Annotated in this window: 11 protein-coding genes; 6 read left to right on the forward strand and 5 right to left on the reverse strand. The window is 68.9% G+C overall.

Annotation, left to right across the window (positions count from 1 at the left end; translation table 11 throughout):
* Positions 1 to 2: 2 nt before the first annotated feature.
* Genes BLV31_RS01555 through BLV31_RS01565 form a run of 3 tightly spaced genes read right to left on the reverse strand, consistent with a single transcriptional unit; the run spans position 3 to position 4,277 of the window.
* Positions 3 to 1,283 (reverse strand): GNAT family N-acetyltransferase, encoded by a 1,281-nt coding sequence (locus BLV31_RS01555; protein WP_064060541.1) that lies wholly within the window; start codon positions 1,281 to 1,283, stop codon positions 3 to 5.
* Positions 1,270 to 2,838 (reverse strand): oligosaccharide flippase family protein, encoded by a 1,569-nt coding sequence (locus BLV31_RS01560; protein ID WP_081364950.1) that lies wholly within the window; start codon positions 2,836 to 2,838, stop codon positions 1,270 to 1,272. The genes BLV31_RS01555 and BLV31_RS01560 overlap by 14 nt, the downstream gene beginning before the upstream one ends.
* Before the next feature lie 47 nt (positions 2,839 to 2,885).
* Positions 2,886 to 4,277 (reverse strand): polysaccharide pyruvyl transferase family protein, encoded by a 1,392-nt coding sequence (locus BLV31_RS01565; RefSeq protein WP_064060542.1) that lies wholly within the window; start codon positions 4,275 to 4,277, stop codon positions 2,886 to 2,888.
* 207 nt (positions 4,278 to 4,484) lie between these two features.
* Between BLV31_RS01565 and BLV31_RS01570 the strand changes: the two genes are divergently transcribed.
* The 4 genes from BLV31_RS01570 to BLV31_RS01585 are packed head-to-tail and all read left to right on the forward strand — an operon-like array spanning position 4,485 to position 10,916.
* Positions 4,485 to 5,996, forward strand: a complete 1,512-nt coding sequence (locus BLV31_RS01570; RefSeq protein WP_064060543.1) for a P-loop NTPase family protein — start codon at positions 4,485 to 4,487, stop codon at positions 5,994 to 5,996.
* On the forward strand, positions 5,993 to 7,498 hold the full coding sequence (locus BLV31_RS01575) for an O-antigen ligase family protein (protein WP_064060544.1): 1,506 nt from the start codon (positions 5,993 to 5,995) through the stop codon (positions 7,496 to 7,498). The genes BLV31_RS01570 and BLV31_RS01575 overlap by 4 nt, the downstream gene beginning before the upstream one ends.
* The gene (locus BLV31_RS01580) at positions 7,495 to 8,580 is read left to right on the forward strand and encodes a glycosyltransferase family 4 protein (protein WP_064060545.1); all 1,086 of its coding nucleotides are present in this window, start codon (positions 7,495 to 7,497) and stop codon (positions 8,578 to 8,580) included. Before BLV31_RS01575 ends, BLV31_RS01580 begins: the two co-directional genes overlap by 4 nt.
* Positions 8,559 to 10,916 carry a glycosyltransferase gene (locus BLV31_RS01585; protein ID WP_064060546.1) on the forward strand — a complete coding sequence of 786 codons (2,358 nt, stop codon included), beginning with the start codon at positions 8,559 to 8,561 and terminating at the stop codon, positions 10,914 to 10,916. Before BLV31_RS01580 ends, BLV31_RS01585 begins: the two co-directional genes overlap by 22 nt.
* A 16-nt stretch (positions 10,917 to 10,932) precedes the next feature.
* Here the strand turns inward: BLV31_RS01585 and BLV31_RS01590 are convergent, their stop codons facing one another.
* A complete protein-coding gene (locus tag BLV31_RS01590; RefSeq protein ID WP_064060547.1) occupies positions 10,933 to 12,255 on the reverse strand; it encodes a putative glycoside hydrolase in 1,323 nt (440 codons plus the stop codon).
* Between the two features lie 89 nt (positions 12,256 to 12,344).
* A complete protein-coding gene (locus BLV31_RS01595) occupies positions 12,345 to 13,724 on the reverse strand; it encodes a phenylacetate--CoA ligase family protein (protein ID WP_064060548.1) in 1,380 nt (459 codons plus the stop codon).
* A gap of 167 nt (positions 13,725 to 13,891) precedes the next feature.
* On the opposite strand from BLV31_RS01595, the gene BLV31_RS01600 reads away from it, so the two are divergent.
* On the forward strand, positions 13,892 to 16,027 hold the full coding sequence (locus BLV31_RS01600) for an alginate lyase family protein (protein ID WP_072740468.1): 2,136 nt from the start codon (positions 13,892 to 13,894) through the stop codon (positions 16,025 to 16,027).
* Between the two features lie 41 nt (positions 16,028 to 16,068).
* Positions 16,069 to 17,073, forward strand: a complete 1,005-nt coding sequence (locus BLV31_RS01605) for a glycosyltransferase family A protein (RefSeq protein ID WP_064060550.1) — start codon at positions 16,069 to 16,071, stop codon at positions 17,071 to 17,073.
* Positions 17,074 to 17,087: the final 14 nt, after the last annotated feature.

The raw sequence follows: 17,087 nt of genomic DNA on the forward strand, positions 1-17,087 counted from the left end.
CGTCATTCTCCCGCGGGGGTTGCGTGATCGAGTCTGTGTGTTTCGCTGTCTGCGCTGCCGTCCGCGACCTTGGCCCACAGGTCGAGATCGCGCAGCCGTTCGTCGCGTGTGGTGATGCCTCGCATCCGTCCTTCGAGGGTGAGCCCGAGCGCCTTCGCGAAACCGGCTGCCACCGCGTTGCAGGAATCGACCCCGGTCTGCACCCGCTCGATGTTCAGCACCCCGAATGCCCGGTCGAGCAGCCATCCCGCTGCCTGCAGGAGCGCCCGGTGACTGTCGTCGCCGGTCGCGTCCACACGCAGTGTGGCGTCGTGCCGGACGAGATCGATCGGTTCGAAACCGACTGTGCCGAGGTGCCGGCCGTCCTTCTCCACGCGGTATCCGAAGGCGTGCCCCGACCAGCCCGCCAGCGGTGAACTCGGTTGCCACATCCCGTCCAGGACGGCGTCCTCCTCCCCGCAGTGTCGTCGCAACAGAGGAGGAGACAGGGCGTGGACCGGTCGCAGGATCAGCCCACCGACGTGGGCGGGTGCCGCTTGCAGCGCTGCGCGTCCGGGAGCCAGCCGTTTCGCGGTACCGAGCACGTACCGACAGCCGATCGCGAGACTTCTCGGCGAGATGCGCCGGTCGACCGAGCACACCGGTAGGACGAGGGGAACCGAGGGATCGGACCACTGCGCGGTCAGTCCCTCGCCGGGCACCCGATCGGCCGTCATAGCGAACAGGATGTGGTTCTTGCGACGACCTCCTGCCGCGAAGGACTTCTTCATCGTCGCCTCCCGGACGAACCCGAGCCGGTCCGCGCCGCGGGCGGCCGGGAGGTTGTCGACACAGATCGGCGCGGTCAGCCGGTACAGTCCCAGGGCGGTGAACGCGTGGTCCATCAGGATCGATATCGCCAGGTGCCCGATGACCCGACCACCCACCGCCGAATCCATCCAGATACCCAGCTCCGCGGAGCGGCTCACGTGATCGATGCCGAACAGGTTGACCTGTCCGGCGAAACGCCCGTCGACTTCGATCACGAAGCCGCGCGACCGGCGGCAGGATCGCAGGTGCAGGCACTCCTGCACCCATTCGTCCTGGGTGTGCCGCGCCTCCCAGGACAGCGGACTGGTCGCCCAGAACGGTTCGATGATGGCCCGGTCGCGCAGCCGGATCCGGCGCCACTCCCGATGGTCCGAGAACCGCGGGGGCCGGAGCCGGACCACCTCCCCGGACCGCGCGACCGCGGCGAGTTCGGCGGAGCCGTGTTTCTCGGGATGGGTTCTAGGAATCGACACGGGTATCTCTCCTCGTCCTGACGGCGGTTGCGACAAGTCGGCGGACCGTGCCGACCAGGTCGGTCGTGGCAGATCTCGCGAACACGCCGAGCGCCAGAAGATAGGCGGCTGCGAAGACGAGTGCGTCGAGTGCCAACAAGGCGACGGCGGCGAGGGTGGGGTGCGTATCGCTGTGTGCGAGATGGTGTTCGAACAACCAGAGCACGACCGTCGCGACTGCCGCAGCGGGCAGCGGGGGAAGGATCGCGCCGGCGAGCTGCGAGAGCGACACCGGGATGCATCTCCTGGCGAGGGCCATGACGACGATCCCCACGACGATGGCCGTGATCGACACGGACAGTGCTGCTCCGACGAGGCCGAAGAATCCGACGAACACGAGCAGGAGCGCCAGACCCACACCGACCTCGGTGAGCGTGTACCAGTTCAGCAGACCCGTCCGGCCGCATCCCTTGATGATCTCCTCGCTCACGCAGATGAACGCCTTGCCGAGGCTGAGACCGGCCAGGGCGACGACCACCGGTCCGGCTCCGCGCCACGGCTCTCCCAGCACGACGACGACGGCGGGTGTGCCGGCAGCGATCATCAGTCCGGAACACGCGGCGGCTCCGATGGTCGCCCACTGCAGGGCGCGCAGATAGGCCGAGACGAGCCTGTCGGGGTCCTTGGCGATCCGTGAGAAGGCAGGAAACAGTGCGACCGACCCGATCTCGATGATCGCCATCGCCGGGATCCGGGCGATCCGCTGGCCGTACCGGAAGAAGCCGAGGTCGGAGGCGCTGAGCCCTCGGCCGACCACCACCGCCTCCGTCGCCGCCTGCACCCGCGAGCCGATCATTCCGAGCACGAGGGGTGCTCCGTAGCGGGCGAGTTCGCGCCAGAGGGCGAACGAGGCGCGGCCGCGACCCGGCCGCCAGCTGGTGATCGTCCAGACGGATACCACCAGGGTGATGTACGAGACGTAGGTGCCGGCGACCATGCTCCACACGCCCCAGCCGAGGGCGGCCGTCGACACCGCGACCGTCGCGTAGCTGACGGCGACGGCGGGACCGACGATCAGCCGCCTCTTGACGCTGAATTCGCGTTGCAGCATGGCTTCCGGCACGTTGGCGACCGAGTAGACCAGCAGTACTCCGGAGGTCGCGGCGGCGACCAGCCCGGCGGTGGTGCTGTCGAAGATCGCCCCGATCACGGGTGCGGCCGCGAGCGCGCCGATGCTCATGACGATCCCGGCCAGCAGGGTCACGCGGAAGACGGTCTCGGCCGCGTCGGCGACGTCGGTGTCGCGCTGGATGAGCCCCGACCGCAGTCCACCTTCGACGAATGTGCCGAAGAAGGTCGTGAGAACCGTTCCCGCGACGAAGATCCCGATCTCGGCCGGAGTGAGCAGGCGTGCGAGGGCGACGGTCTGGGCGAGCGAGACCAGTTCGCAGAAGAGCAACGCGACAGTCGACGCGCCGGCCACCCGTCCGATCGAGGACATCAGCGACCGACCGGACGAGCCGGTCTCCACCGTCCGGCTCGCAGGGTCCGTCTCTTCGGGGGTCGTGCTGCTCACTCCGGCGACATCCTTCCGACCTGTACTGCTCGGTGATCCCAGTGGTCTCAGTGGTTCTCGACCCGCGCCCGTTCGGCGAGCGCGAGCACGTGTTCGAAAGCCACGTGTCCCAGGCGGATCTGCTCCCGGGCACGGGCACGCAGACGACCGCGGACCTCGTCCGCCTGCTGCCAGGAGGTGCGCGTCGCATCCGCGAGTTTGCTTCCGAGCGCGGGATCGTCGAGGTGCAGCAGGGTGACGCCACCACCGAACATGTCCTCGAGGCCGCGGAACTTGTCGTCGTAGTAGCGAGTCGATGACAGGGCGACCACAGGGATTCCCCGCGAGAGCGCGAACACCGCGAGGTGGTAGGCACCGGTCACGAGGACGCGGCACCTCGACACCTGTTCGACGAGCTGTCCGGGCGAGGTGTACCGGGGCGGCGGTTCGGCCACCGAGTCCGCTCCGCGCACGATGGGCAGCGTCGAACGGCGGTCCTGGGAACGGTATTCCGCGATGATCAGCGGCACCAGCGTCGAGGAGTACTCGGTGGCCACGGCCTGCACGACCCTGCGGACGGTGTCGCGGGCGATCTCCGAGACGGGGGCGTAGGCGGCGAGACGCAGGCACACGCCGAGGTCGGTTCCGGGGCCGGTGTCGCATTCGGTGTAGGCGAGTTCGATCGCGTCGTCGCCGGTGACGAGGATTCGATCGTCCGGCACACCGGCCCGTTCGAGGATGGCCGGGCCGCGAAGGTTCTCCCGCAGGGAGACGAAGTCGACGCGCGGCATCACCTCGGCCGCGCGTTTCTGCAGGAGGGGGTCGTCGAGCGGTCCGAGGCCCTGGCCGACCATGGCGACGGGAACACCGTGGTCGCGGGCGTGCTCGATGAGGGTGAAGACACGGTGGGCCTGGGCGGCATCGGAATCGGTGATGTAGCCGCCTCCGAGCACGAGCAGGAGGGAGGCCTTCTCGACGGCGGCCGCGCTGCCCGGGTGCACCGGCCGGCGAGCGGCCGCCTCACTCGCGGAGACGGGCGCTTCCACCGCCTGTTCGGACGGGAGACGCGCGCGGACGAGCCGCTCGAGCCGCCGGCGCAGTCCGCGTGCCTTCTGCGGGAACCACACCCGGAAGCGGACCATGCCGAGGGCGATCGGGCCGACGATGTGCGGTCCCAGTGCGGCGAAGAAGTCCTCGGCGACCGTCGGCTCGGCCCATGGGTCGGTCGAGAGGACGGTGATCCCCTTCGCCGTCGGGTGGTAGGCGCGGAGCAGGAGCGGGACGTCGGTGAGCACGCCGATCTGCGCGTCGGGCCATCTGCGACGCAGGCGCGTGATCGTGACCTCGAGCATCGCCAGGTCGCCGTTGTTGCGAAGCCAGTACTCGCTGCTCTCGATAAGAATGCGGACCGGTCGCGTTGCCGGTTCGTCCGAGTGCAGTCCGAAATGATTGTCGATCATCCGATGATCCGATCCTCGATGAGGGAGGGTCCGGGAGTCCCCGGCGGTGCGGTGTAGCGAAGCATACCCAGAATCAGGCTCATGGGTACTGTTCGAATCCATAGTCCATCAAAATTGGGATTTAACAAACTGAAACTCTGCTCTATCGTGTAAAAAGAGACTCAGAGATTGTTTTAAGCGTCGTCTCCCGAGGACCTGGGGTACCCCATGACACACACGAGCACCACTACCGACGCCGATACGCTCGGCACGGCGACGACCGTCGGGATCCAACTTCAGCGCATCCGCCACTTCTGGCCCCTCGTCCTTCTCATCACGCTCGGGGCCGTGATCGCGTCGGCCGTGAGCACCTACACCGCCGAGCCGAGTTACACCGGCCGGACGGTGTTGATCGTCTCCTCGCCGGGACGTGTCCCCGAGGAGGACGCCGTCATGGTGCGGGGCTACATCGACCTGTTCAACGATCCCGCCTACCAAGCGCGACTTCGGGATTCGACCGATCTCCCGCCGGGCACGACCTTCGAGGCACGCACCGCCGCCGCGAGCTCGATGATCTTCGTCGAGGCGACGGCCGGTACCGATGTGGGAGCCAAGGACGCCGCCCTTGCCCTGGCCACGAACTTCCGGTGGGACGTCGACGCGGTGCGGCGGGCCGAGAAGGATGCTTCTCTCGATGCACTCCGCAGCCAGCTGGACGAGCGGCGCAGACTGCTCACCGAGGGCGCGGACCCCGCCTACACCACCCAGCGGATCATCGAACTCGAGACGCTGATCCAGCAGTTGCAGGGCGATTCGACCAACCAGCTCCAGATCCTGCAGCCCGACGCCGGCATCGCGATGTCGGAACCGAGCATGTCCCGCAACGTGCTGGTCGGACTCCTCGGCGGCCTCGTCCTCGGCTCCGTCGCCGCAGTTCTCGCCGCCCTGTTCTCCCCCACCCTCGGCACCTCCCACGACGTGCACACGAGGACGGGAGTGAATCCGCTCGTCGAGATCCCCCGCGGGGGAAGCCGGCGCAAGGACCGCGCGCGACATCTCGGTTTCGTCCGCCTCGCGACCCGCGCCGGACACCGCCAGGTACCGCGGCCGGGGACCCTGGCCGTCGTCTCGCCGACCCGCACACCGGCGACCGGCCAGGTTGCACGGGCGATCGCCGAGTTCTGGGCCGGTGAGGGCGAGCGCGTCGTCCTGCTCCACGCCGACATGCACACCGCCACGGTGCAGGAACGCACCGCCGCCGACAACGCCGTCACGGTACGCACGGCACTCGTCCGGGATCTGCTCGACGACCCGGACGCCCCGCTCGACCGCGAACGGTTCACCCACCTCTTGCGACGGCTTCGGGCCGATGCCGACCTCGTGATCGTCGAGGTCCCGCCGCTCACCGAGGATCCCTTCGCCCACTCCGCGTGCGTCGTGAGCGACCGGACCGTGCTCGTCCTGGATCGGCGCTCGGGCCGGGTAGGTCCCACCCGCGAGGCCGTCGAACTGCTCGCCGACGCCGAACTGCTCGGCGCGGTCCTCGTCGACCCCCGCACCGGAAGCTCGCTCGTCCGCCGTCTCTTCCGCCGCAACAAGCGGGGCGAGTCCCTCGCCACGGTGCGCTACGAACGGATCGACAACCTCGGCCCCGACACGACGACGATCTCGTCCAACGGCCACCATCCCGACCGGGACGCCGCGACACTGCTGTCCGGCAAGCCGGGTGCGACACCATGACCACCGCAGGAGCTGTCCGGCCGGGCATCCGATCGTCGGGAGCCCGGTTCGGACGCGCGGCGCTCACGGTCGCCACGGCCGCGGGCCTGCTCGTCGCCGCGGCCCTGGCCGCATTCGTCCTCCCGGGCGAACTGCTTGCGCTGATCCTGCCCGGGGCGGTGGGACTGGCCGTCATCGCCGCGGCGGTCTACCACCCGGCCACCGCGGTGCTCGTGCTGATCGTCGCAATGTTCTTCCGGCTCCCCACACCCGAGATCCCCATGCTGCCCGTCGATCTGTTCGTCTTCCTCTTCGCGGTCGCGCTGGGGTCGTTCGGGCTCTGGATCACCGTGCGCCCCGATCGCATCCGGCAGCTGGGCATGCTCGAGATCTTCATGGGCCTGTTCGTCCTGTGGAACTTCTGGTCGATGTTCGCCTCGCACCGCTTCCCCGCGGTGGTTCCCCTGACGAGTCAACCCACCTCGGTGTCCCGCTTCATCATCATCGGCACGGTCATCCCGTTCGCCGTCTTCGTCATGGGCCGCCTGAGTTTCGATCGGGAGCGTGCGGTGCGAGGCATGCTCTGGACCGTCACCGCCATCGCGGCGTTCTCGGCGATGATGAGCATCTTCCAGCTCAAAGGTCCGACCGCTCTGGTATGGCCGCGCTACATGCTCGAGAATGAGCACTGGCCGGGCCGCGCGGTGGGTGTCACCAATCAGCCCGTCGGCAACGGGACGATCCTCATCTTCGGATTCATCGTCACGGTCGTCCTGGCTTCTCAGAAATCCGAACCCGTCTGGCTCCGGCGCCTCGCCGCCGTGATCGCCGCGGCCTGCGCCTACGGCGTCTTCCTCACCTACACACGCGCGGTGTGGCTGGCGTTCGGGATCGTCGTCCTCGTCGGACTGCTGTGCGCCCGAGACTTCCGCCGCGCTTTCGCCCTGACGGCCACGGCGATGGTGGTCGCCGTCGCGATGAACTGGTCCACCTTCACCAGCGCCGACCGGAAGGCCGGCGGGGTGGGTTCGACGAGCGAGATCCACGACCGGCTCAATGCGATGGCGACGGCCTTCTGGGCGATCCGCGAGGAACCGCTCACCGGATGGGGTGTCGCGCGTTTCGTGTCCGTCAACACCTTCTTCCACCGGGCGTGGGGACCGAGCATCCCGTGGGAGGGCGGATTCGGTATCGACGCCCACTTCACGGAACTGGGGATCTTCGCCGAACTCGGCATCGTCGGTGGTCTGTTGTGGATCACGGTGCTCGTGCTGCTCGTCGTCCAACTCGTCCGCGCATACCGCAGGTTGCCACCGGGCCGGCTCACCGGGCAACCGCTCGCGATCGCGGCCGTCCTCGCCGTGCTGTGCCTGCTCGTCACCGGGTTCACCGCCGAACTCCGCAATTTCGATGTCACCAATGCGATGGCACTGCTCATCGCCGGTGTGGCGATCGGATGGTCCGACCGGTTCGTCCCGCGGAAGTGGGATCCCGAGAGATCCCCGGAGGAGGTCTCGTCATGAATGCCCCACGGGTGCTGTGGGTCTCCACCAGCACATCGACCCGAGGCGGTGTCGCCTCGTTCGTTCGCACGATGCAGGGCACCGATCTGTGGAGCGACTGGCATATCGAACACATCGGCACCCATCGCAACGGTTCGATCCCCCTCCGGATCGTCGCCTTCGCCGTCGGGCTGGTCTCGTTCACCTACACGGTGATCCGGAGGCGACCCGACGTCGTACACCTCCACACCGCCTCGTACGGGAGCTTCGTCCGGAAGGCCACGCTGGCGTGGATCGCACGCGCTGCCCGCATCCCGGTGATCCTCCACGTCCACGGTGCCGAGTTCCACCGCTTCTACTCCCTGTGCCCCAAGCCCGCCCGGGCCGTCATCCGCGCGACCCTCACCGAGGCCGACGCGGTGATCGCACTCGGGGAGAGGTGGGCGTGCCGCCTGCAGGAGATCGCACCTCGCGCCCGGATCATCGTCGTGCCCAATGCCGTCCGGCCCCGGACGCCCGTTTCCCAACTGCCGGGCGGGCGACCGGTGAACGTGCTCTTCCTCGGCGAGGTCGGTGAACGCAAGGGCACCTTCGTCCTGCTCGAGGCATGGGCGCGACTCGCGCACGAAGGAGTCGTCTCCGGCGCGCACCTGACGATTGCGGGTGACGGCGCCGTGGACGCGGCCGCACAGCAGGTCGCCGAACTCGGAATCGACGACACCGTCACCATCGCGGGATGGGCGGCGCCGGAAAAGGTTTCCGCACTGCTCCGGGACAGCCGCATCCTCGTGCTCCCGTCCCGGAACGAAGGTCAGCCGATGGCGATCCTCGAAGCCATGGCGGCAGGATTGTGTGTGGTGGCCAGTCCGGTCGGCGGGATACCCGATCTCGTCGACGCCGATTCGGGAATTCTCGTCCCACCCGACGATCCCGACGCCCTCGCCGCCGCCCTCCGGAAGGTCGTCACCGACGACGCGGAGCGGGCCCGTCTCGGTGCCGGCGCCTGGCGCCGGGTGTGCACGGAATTCGACGTCGACGTCGTGTCACGGCGTTTCGACGCCCTCTACAGAGAGGTCGGCAGATGTCCCGTCCGCTGCGACTGATGTACGTCGTGCCGGATCTCGGTGTGGGCGGCGCCGAACGGCACGTCACCACCCTGCTCCCCCGACTCGACCCCCAGCGCTTCACCTCGTGTGCCGTCTGCATCGGAGAACCCGGCGCGCTGTTCTCCGACCTGGTGGACTCGTCGATTCCCGCAACGGCGCTGCGCAGGACAAAACGACAGATGGTGCGTTCCCTCGTCGATCTGGTGCGGGAGATGCGCCGGTTCCGTCCCGACATCGTGATCACGCGGGGATACAACGCCGAGACGCTGGGACGGGCTGCGGCCTTCCTCGCCCGGGTTCCGCACGTCGTGGTGTGGGTTCACCACTGCGGTGATCCCGAACCTCGCGGCCCGCTCCGGCGACTGATCGACCGGTGCCTCGATCCGATCACCGATTCCTATTTCGGTGTGGCCGAAGCCCAGCGCGCATTCATGACCGACGATCTCGGCTACCCACCCGAGAAGATCACCGTCGTGCACAACGGGGTCGATCCGTCACTGTACGACACCACCGACGATCGCAGCGTGCTGCCCGAACTCGGCGTGCCCGCGGATGCTCCCACCGTCGGGATCGTGGCGGCACTGCGTCCGGAAAAGGACCACGCCTGTTTCCTCCGCGCCGCACGGCGGGTCGCCGACGTGCGGCCCGACACCCGTTTCCTTGTCATCGGCGACGGGCCGTGCCGCGAGGACCTCGAAGTGATCGCCGACGCCGCCGGTCTGCGCGCGAACGTCGTCTTCACCGGTGCACGCGGCGACATTCCCCGCATCCTCCGCGCCCTGGATCTCGTCGTCCTGTCGTCGTACAGCATCGAGTGCTTCCCCATGGCTCTGCTCGAAGCCATGGCATCCGGCCGTCCCGCGGTGTGCACGGCCGTCGGCGGTGTCCCCGAGATGCTGGTCGACGGGGTCACCGGCCGACTCGTCCCTGCCCGCGACGAACGAGCACTCGCCGACGGGATGCTCGAACTGTTCGACGATCCCGAACTCGCCCGCAAGATGGGGCGGGCCGCGCGGGAACGCGTGGAATCGGAGTTCACACTCCACCGAAGTGTCGAGGGCGCCCAGACCGCCCTCGTGGAAGCCGCACGGTCCGCCGGAATCGTGCGACCCGCACGGTCCGGAATCGTGCGACCCGCACGGTCCAGAATCGTGCGACCCGCACGGCCGACGGAGCGAGCCGATCGGACGGATCCCGTCCGCCTCACGCTCGTGCTGGACCAGACGTTCGTCGGGGGCGTCGAGGTCCTCATGCTCGAGGTGTTCCGGCACCTCGATCCGTCGGTCGTGCGCCCCCGTCTGGTGTGCCTGCGCGAAGCCGGCCCGCTCGCCGAGGAATATCGGCGCGCGGGATTCGAGGTGGAGGTCGTCCCCCGATCCGGCCGCTACGATCCGCGCCGGTTGACACGGCTCGTGCGGATGCTGCGTACCGACCGCACCGACGCCGTGCTCGTGACACACCACCACCATGCCGCCCTGGCACTCGGTAGACTGGCGGCGCGACTGGCCGGGACACCCACGAATCTCGTTGCCGCACATGACATGGATCTGACGAGCATCGGCAAGCGGTGTCTTCCCCGGTGGGTGGTGTCCACCCTCTTCCTCTCCGATGCCCTCGTGCTGCTGGGACCGCGCCAGGGCGACTATCTGCGCCGCGAGGAGGGGGTCGCCCGCCGGCCGTGGTCCCGCACGCGAGAAGTGGTCATCACCAACGGGATCGACATCGGTGAGCCACCCACCGAGGAGGACCGCGACCGAGCCCGCGCAACGCTCGGGCTGTCCCCCGACGCGTTCGCCGTCGGTATCGTCGCGCGGTTGAGCCGTCAGAAGGCACACCAGGTGCTGTTCGAAGCGGTGCGGCTCGCCGCACACGCCCGTCCCGAGCTGCAACTGCTGGTCATCGGTGGGGGCGAGAGGGAATCCGAACTGCGTTCGCTCGCCGATGATCTCGGTATCTCCGGCCGGACCGTGTTCACAGGTGTGCGCCGCGACGTCCGGGCACTGCTGCCGGGACTGGACGTGTCTGCGCTGTCGTCCGTCCACGAAGGTGCACCCATCACCGTCATCGAAGCCATGGCCGCCGGGCTTCCGGTCGTGGCCACCGAATGCGGTTGCCTGCCCGACATGGTCACCGACGGGACCGACGGCTTCCTCGTCCCGGTCGGAGACGCCGCAGCACTCGCGGAACGACTGTGCGTGCTGGCCGCCGACCGGTCACTCGCCCGCCGCCTCGGCGCGAACGGCCGCGAACGCGCGGAACGCGAGTACCGGATCACCCGGACCGCACGGTCGTTCGAGGCCCTGCTCGACGAACTGACGGCCCGGTCGAGCTGACGGGCAGATCGACCGGTCAGTCCGTCCGCAGGAGGATGAGGCCGTCCAGCGGTTCGAGCACCACCTCGTCGGTGACGCTGCCGTCGTTGACGCTCGGGTCCTGCGTCCCCTGCAGGTGACGGTAGGGGCGCTCGAGGTACACGTGTTCGGCATTGTCCCCGCTGTTCACGAGGACGATCCCGTTCTCGAAGTCCCGGCGGAGCACGGTCCGTCCCGCGTCGCCCTGCAGGCCGACCTCGGAGACGGGCAGGCCCAGATAACCAGGGCCGAGTCCCGCCCCGTCCATCTCGTCGTAGTAGGCGGTACTGCCGTAGTGCAGGAGCATCGGCGCCCAGTAACCGTCTCCCAGGAGCGTGGCCGTGAGAAAGAAGCGCGCTCGTCGATAGGTGTCGGCCACACTCCGGCCCGTCCCCAGGCGGTCGATCGTCATCCACACTCCCGGCGATCGGTGTCCTCCGCCGGCACTCGTCTCGAGATAGCGGTCGAGGTCCATGCCCGGGTCGCGCTCGACCATCGGATCCGCGAAGCTCTCCCAGGCCCGCCCGTCGAGCAGGCCGTCGACCGGGCTGCGATCGCCGTTCGCGACGATGATCGCGTCGGGCATGCGCTCGCGCATGATCCGCTCCGCCACGGTGAGTCCCCGCGCCCACGGACCGTCGGTGCCGTAGATCTGTGAATCCGGTTCGTCCACACCGTCGCCGTCGATGTCCCACGCATCCGCGTCGGCCGAGTAGATCCGATCCCCCCAGACGTCGAGAAGGACACCGTCCCAGATCCCGGTCGACCAGACCTGATCGGCGACCCACTCCGCGGCGTACTCCGCATAGATCCTGCCGTCGACCCGCGGCGCCACGTCGGTGAGGTTGGCCATCGTCGTCCGGGGCCATTCGCTGACCGGCTCCCCCGATGCCGTGGTGGCGAGCCATTCCTCCGGGAAGGCGCTGCTGTTCGGGTCGTCGAACTGCCACAGGGCGTACCGATCGGCCCAGTATCCCGGCGACCCCAGCGCTCCCGGAAGGTCGACGAGGTTCATGTACGCGAGCAGACGGACACGCGGATTCCGCGACCGGAGCCCGTCGAAGTACGACTCCGGAACACGATGCGCCCATTCGTGATCGAGAACCACGAGATCGTATCGGGCGAGCTCGTCCATCGGAGGGAGGCGATCCTGGTCGAGATAGTAGGTGGCGGTTCTCGGGAAGGTCGGTTCACCGGTCGCGGGCATACCCGGCAGGGACATCGCTGTCGACGCCGCATCCGCGGTGGTCTCGCGCGCGGTGGGCGCCGCGCAGGACAGCGACGACGTCGTCACCAGCACGACGAGCAGGATGCGGGACACCGTACGGCCCTTCGATCCTCCGGATCGGTAGTGGTGCCGGGATCCTCCCGACCCGCGGCGCCCCGTTCTCCTGTACACAGGATGACGCCTCACTCTCCCGGACCCAGGCGATAACCGGCGAAGGCCTCGGCCACGGCCGCCGGAACGGCACGGTCTCCCCCGCCCTCCACCACGGCCGTCTTGAGTTTTCCGGAGGCGGTGCGCGGCACGGCATCCAGGGTCACCACGCGGAGTTCCTGCCCCGGGCCGAACAACCGCTCGACATTGCGTCTGTACTGTTGCTCGACACGCTCGGCGTCGAAGCCCACGCCCGGAACCATCCGGATCTCGAACCGCCCGGGTGCGAGTTGCGCGATCTGCGCTTCGCGGACACCGGTGACGTCGTCGATCACGGTGGACGGCAACGGAAGCGGCCTGCCGTCCGCCGTGGTGAACGCGTCCTCGACCCGACCGTCGAGCGCTCCGAGGGTGGGGAACGCCCGGCCGCACGCGCACCCGTCTGCCGGTGCCGGTCCGACCAGATCACCCGTCCGGTAACGAAAGATCGGGAAACCCCAGTTGTGCAAGGGTGTTCCGATGATCTCCCATCTGTCCGCGACACCGGGGACGGGTTCGAGTTCGACGATGCCGTAGTCGGGGAAGATGTGCATCGTGCCCGCCTCGCACGTGCCCGCCATCGCGACGCGCTCCGTCTGACCGTAGTGATCGACGATCGGGCCTCGAAAGACCTCGCGGATCAGGGCGCGCTGGGCGGACCGCATCGTCTCGGAGGATGTGAGGACGGCGCGGACCGGGAGCCGCTCCCCCTGCTCGTACAGCAGTTCCGCGAGCAGACAGATGCTCGACGGCCAGCCGTCGATCGCGTCGGGACCGAACCTGCGGATGTCCCACACGATCGTGGGCAGATCGTCGGGGGTGAGCCGGTAACTCGACACCAGCAGCTGTCGTGCGCCGGGGACGATCTCGGTCGGGTTTCCGGGGCGGTCGGCCGCGAAGTCGCTGCCGCCCAGCGTCACCCGGCGAGGGGCACGCGGCAGGCCGAACCAACTCCACTGCCGCTCGAGCACCCGCATCTCGTAGACCGACGAGCCCGGGGTCCGGTAGACGGTGACGGCCCGGCCCGACGTCCCGCTCGAATGGGCCTCCCACATCGCGCGCGCGGGATAGGCCCGGAACGTCTCGGGACGGTCCATCAGGTCGTTGCGGCGGAGGACGGGCAGGCGCCGCAGGTCGTCGAGGGTGCGGATCTCACGCGGGTCCACCTTCTCGCGGCGGAGCCACTGCCGGTAGAGCGGCGAGGCGACGGCCGCCCATCGCGTCATCGCACGGAGCCGACCTTCCTGGAAGGCGCGGATCTCGTCGGGGCCCGCCGCTGCGATCCTGCCGAGTTCACGGGTCATCAGGGCGGCGAGTGGATGCATACGCCGCACGCGATGCTGGACGGCGACGAGTTTCTTCGGAGGTGCCATGGGCCCACCTTCGGTTCGGATGCGCTCGCGCTAAACATACCTGTAGTCTGATTAAGCGGCAATCTACAGACTTTGATTTTGCTACGGTGGGGATCCGCACCGTGCCGATCCCCTGTCGATCACCTCGTAACGGAGGTCCCGTGCAACCACCTCGTAACGGGGGTCCCGTGCAACGACTCACCTGGTACGCACATCGGCTCCGCGCGATGGAACCCGCCGAGATCGAATGGCGGGTCCGCCGCCTGGTCGGACAACGACTTCCGTCCCGATCGTTCACCGACGCGCAACTCGTCGGGCCCGACCTCGACTGGCGCGGCACCCTCGACCGTTTCCGTGCAACCGAAGGCCGTCCCGTCCTCCTCGGCCACGAACAGGCCGGCGGCCTCGCCGGAACCGAGATCGCCGCCGCCACGCTCGTCGCCGCGGATCGGGTTCTCGACCACCGCTTCGCCTACTTCGGCTATCCGGAGGCGGCACTCGGACCCGAGATCGACTGGAATCACGACCCCATCGGCGGGATCGACTGGCCGGCGCTGCCCGGTCACCGCATCGATCACCGCACTGCGGCCGGCGACCCGAAGTGGATCTGGGAACTGAACCGGCTGCAGCACCTTCCGTGGCTGGCGCAGGCCTGGCTCCTGACCGGCGACGATCGCTACGCCGCCGAGGCGTTCGACCAGCTGGACTCGTGGATCGCCGCCAATCCCCCCGGACGCGGCATCGCCTGGCGCGGAGCGTTCGAGGCGGGCATCCGCGCGATCTCGGTGGCCGTCGCGCTGCAGGGGCTGCGGCACAGTCCGCGTCTCACCGTCGCCCGCTTCCGCGCCGTCGTGTGCATGCTCGCGGAGAGCGCCCGCCGATGCTGGGCCGAACGCTCGTTGTACAGCTCGGCGAACAATCACCTCATCGGTGAACTCGCGGGCCTTGTCACCGTGGCGCTGCTGTTCCCCGATCTACGGCCCTCTCCGCGATGGGAGCGTGATGCCGTCACCGCGTTGTGCGCGGAGGCCGACCGGCAGATCCTGCCCGACGGCAGCGGTGCCGAACAGGCCGTGGGCTATCAGATGTTCACCGCCGAGCTACTGCTCCTCGTCGCCGAGATGCTCCGGCGACGTGACGGATACGCGCCCGTCCTGCTCACGAACGCGATCACGCGCAGTAGCCGGTATCTCGCGACGGTGGTCGGAGACCACGACCCGGCACCGCGCTACGGGGACGACGACGAAGGGTTCGCCCTGCGCCTCGACGCGTCGCCCGTGCGCACCATCCGCGATCATCTCGGTCTCGTGGGGGCCGTCCTCGGCACACCCGATGCGATACGGGCCGGCACTCGATCGCCGGCGGCCGGATGGCTGGACGCCCCTACGAAAGCCACCGAGGACGTGCCTCGTGGCGAACCCTTCGGCAGCTTCCACGCGCCCGACGGCGGCCTCGTGGTGCTGCGCTCCGGGCGACGCCGGATCACCATGGACGTCGGGCCCCTCGGGTACCTGTCGATCGCGGCGCACGGCCACGCCGACGCACTCGCGGTCACCCTGAGTGCCGACGGCCACGAACTCGTCGGACATCCGGGTGTGACGAGCTACTACGGCCATCCCGACTGGCGGTCCGCACATCGGGGCACGCGAGCCCACCCGACCGCCTCGGTGGACGGACTCGATCAATCCGTCATCGGCGGTGCCTTCCTCTGGCGGCAGCACGCACGGGTGCACACGCATTCCGTGGACACCGCAGCGGGCTTCGTGGACGCCGAGCACGACGGCTACCTCCGGCTCGACGAACCCGTCGTACACCGCAGGTGGCTCATCGCACCACCCGACCGTGTCACCGCGGTGGTGGTGGACCTGTTCACCGGTGCCGGCCACCACGAGTTCCGCACCGCCTGGCCGCTGCACCCCTCCCTCGACGTCCGACCCGCCGGGTGCGGCCATCTCGCCCTCCGGGAGGACGCACCCGCCCTGCAGCTCGCCTACGCCGCGTCCTCCGGAGAACCGATCCGCAGCGAGATCCGCGGCGACACCGACACGAATCTGGGCTGGTGGTCGCACCGGCTCGAATCCCGCGTCCCCGCATGGCTCGTCGGCAGTGTCGTGCACGCGCAGACCCCGGTCGCGCTGGTGACGACATTGACCCCGGGCGGCGCCGGAGAACCGGCGGTGTCGGGACTCGCCGTCGCCCTGTGCGACGACGCGATCACCGTCCGGTGGCACGACGAGGACGGCGCCCACCTCCACACCGTCCTGTCGAGCAGCGACCCGCCCGGACACGTGCGGCGCGAGGACGTCGCCGACCCCGTTTCCTGATCACCCGCCTGATCCCCGCAGTTTCTCCGAGGAGTTCGAGCATGGAACCGACCTTCAGCTTCCTCACCACCGCCTACCGCACCGAGGACTACGTCGCCGAGACGATCGAATCCGTCTTCGCGCAGAAACTGGACGACTGGGAACACGTGATCGTCGACAACGGCATGTCGGACGACATGGCCCGCGTGGTCGGGCGGTATCTGAACGACCCGCGAATTATCCTGGTGCGCCAGGAGAATCGCGGCTACGCGGGCGGGATCGCCGCGGCGGCGAAGGCGGCACGCGGACGATACCTGTGCGTCCTCGACAGCGACGACCACCTGATGCCGGGCTTCTGCACGCGGGTCGGTGCCGTGCTCGACGCCCGGCCGGAGATCGACGCCGTCGCGGTGGACGCCCACCTGTTCACCGATGCCGAGGGACTGCTGCCCACCGGGTACATGCGGTCGATCGGGGCCGGCGGGAACCGCCGGGGGCGCGGACGCCTCTCCCTGCTCGACGTCCTCGGCGGCGAGGTCCCCTACTACACGGCGGCGATCCGCCGCGAGGCGTGGTCCGCGGTGAACGCCTACGCGTCGGGCATCGAGGACGTCGACGAATCGGTGATCGTCTGGCTCCGCCTCGCCGACCGTTTCGAGGTGCAGATGCTGCCCGACCGGCTCGCCCGGTACCGCTTGCGCGGCGACTCGGATTCGCGGGACGAGGCCACCGTCTCGACCTTCGAACGGCAGCTGATCCGGTCGTTCCAGGCGGGCGCGGCGTTGGCGACGACCCCGGAGGAGCAGGAGGCCCTGGACGAGACGGTGCGTCGGCTCCGCTACGACCAGGCACTGCGTCGGGCCCGGTCCGCCTTCCTCCGCAACGATCTGCCCGCCGCCCGGATCGCGGCCCGTGACGCCTTCACCCACCGGCGTTCCCTGCGTGCCGCGGTTGCGCTCGCGTCCGTCACGGTGGCTCCCGGCCCGGTCCGGCTGTTGTACCCGGCGAAACAACGACTGACGAGCGCGGCCGGGCGGGTGGCCGTCCGTCTGAACGCGCCGGTCTGACGCACCTTCCCATC

It is taken from the genome of Rhodococcus pyridinivorans (genome assembly GCF_900105195.1).
GTDB classification, from domain to species: domain Bacteria; phylum Actinomycetota; class Actinomycetes; order Mycobacteriales; family Mycobacteriaceae; genus Rhodococcus; species Rhodococcus pyridinivorans.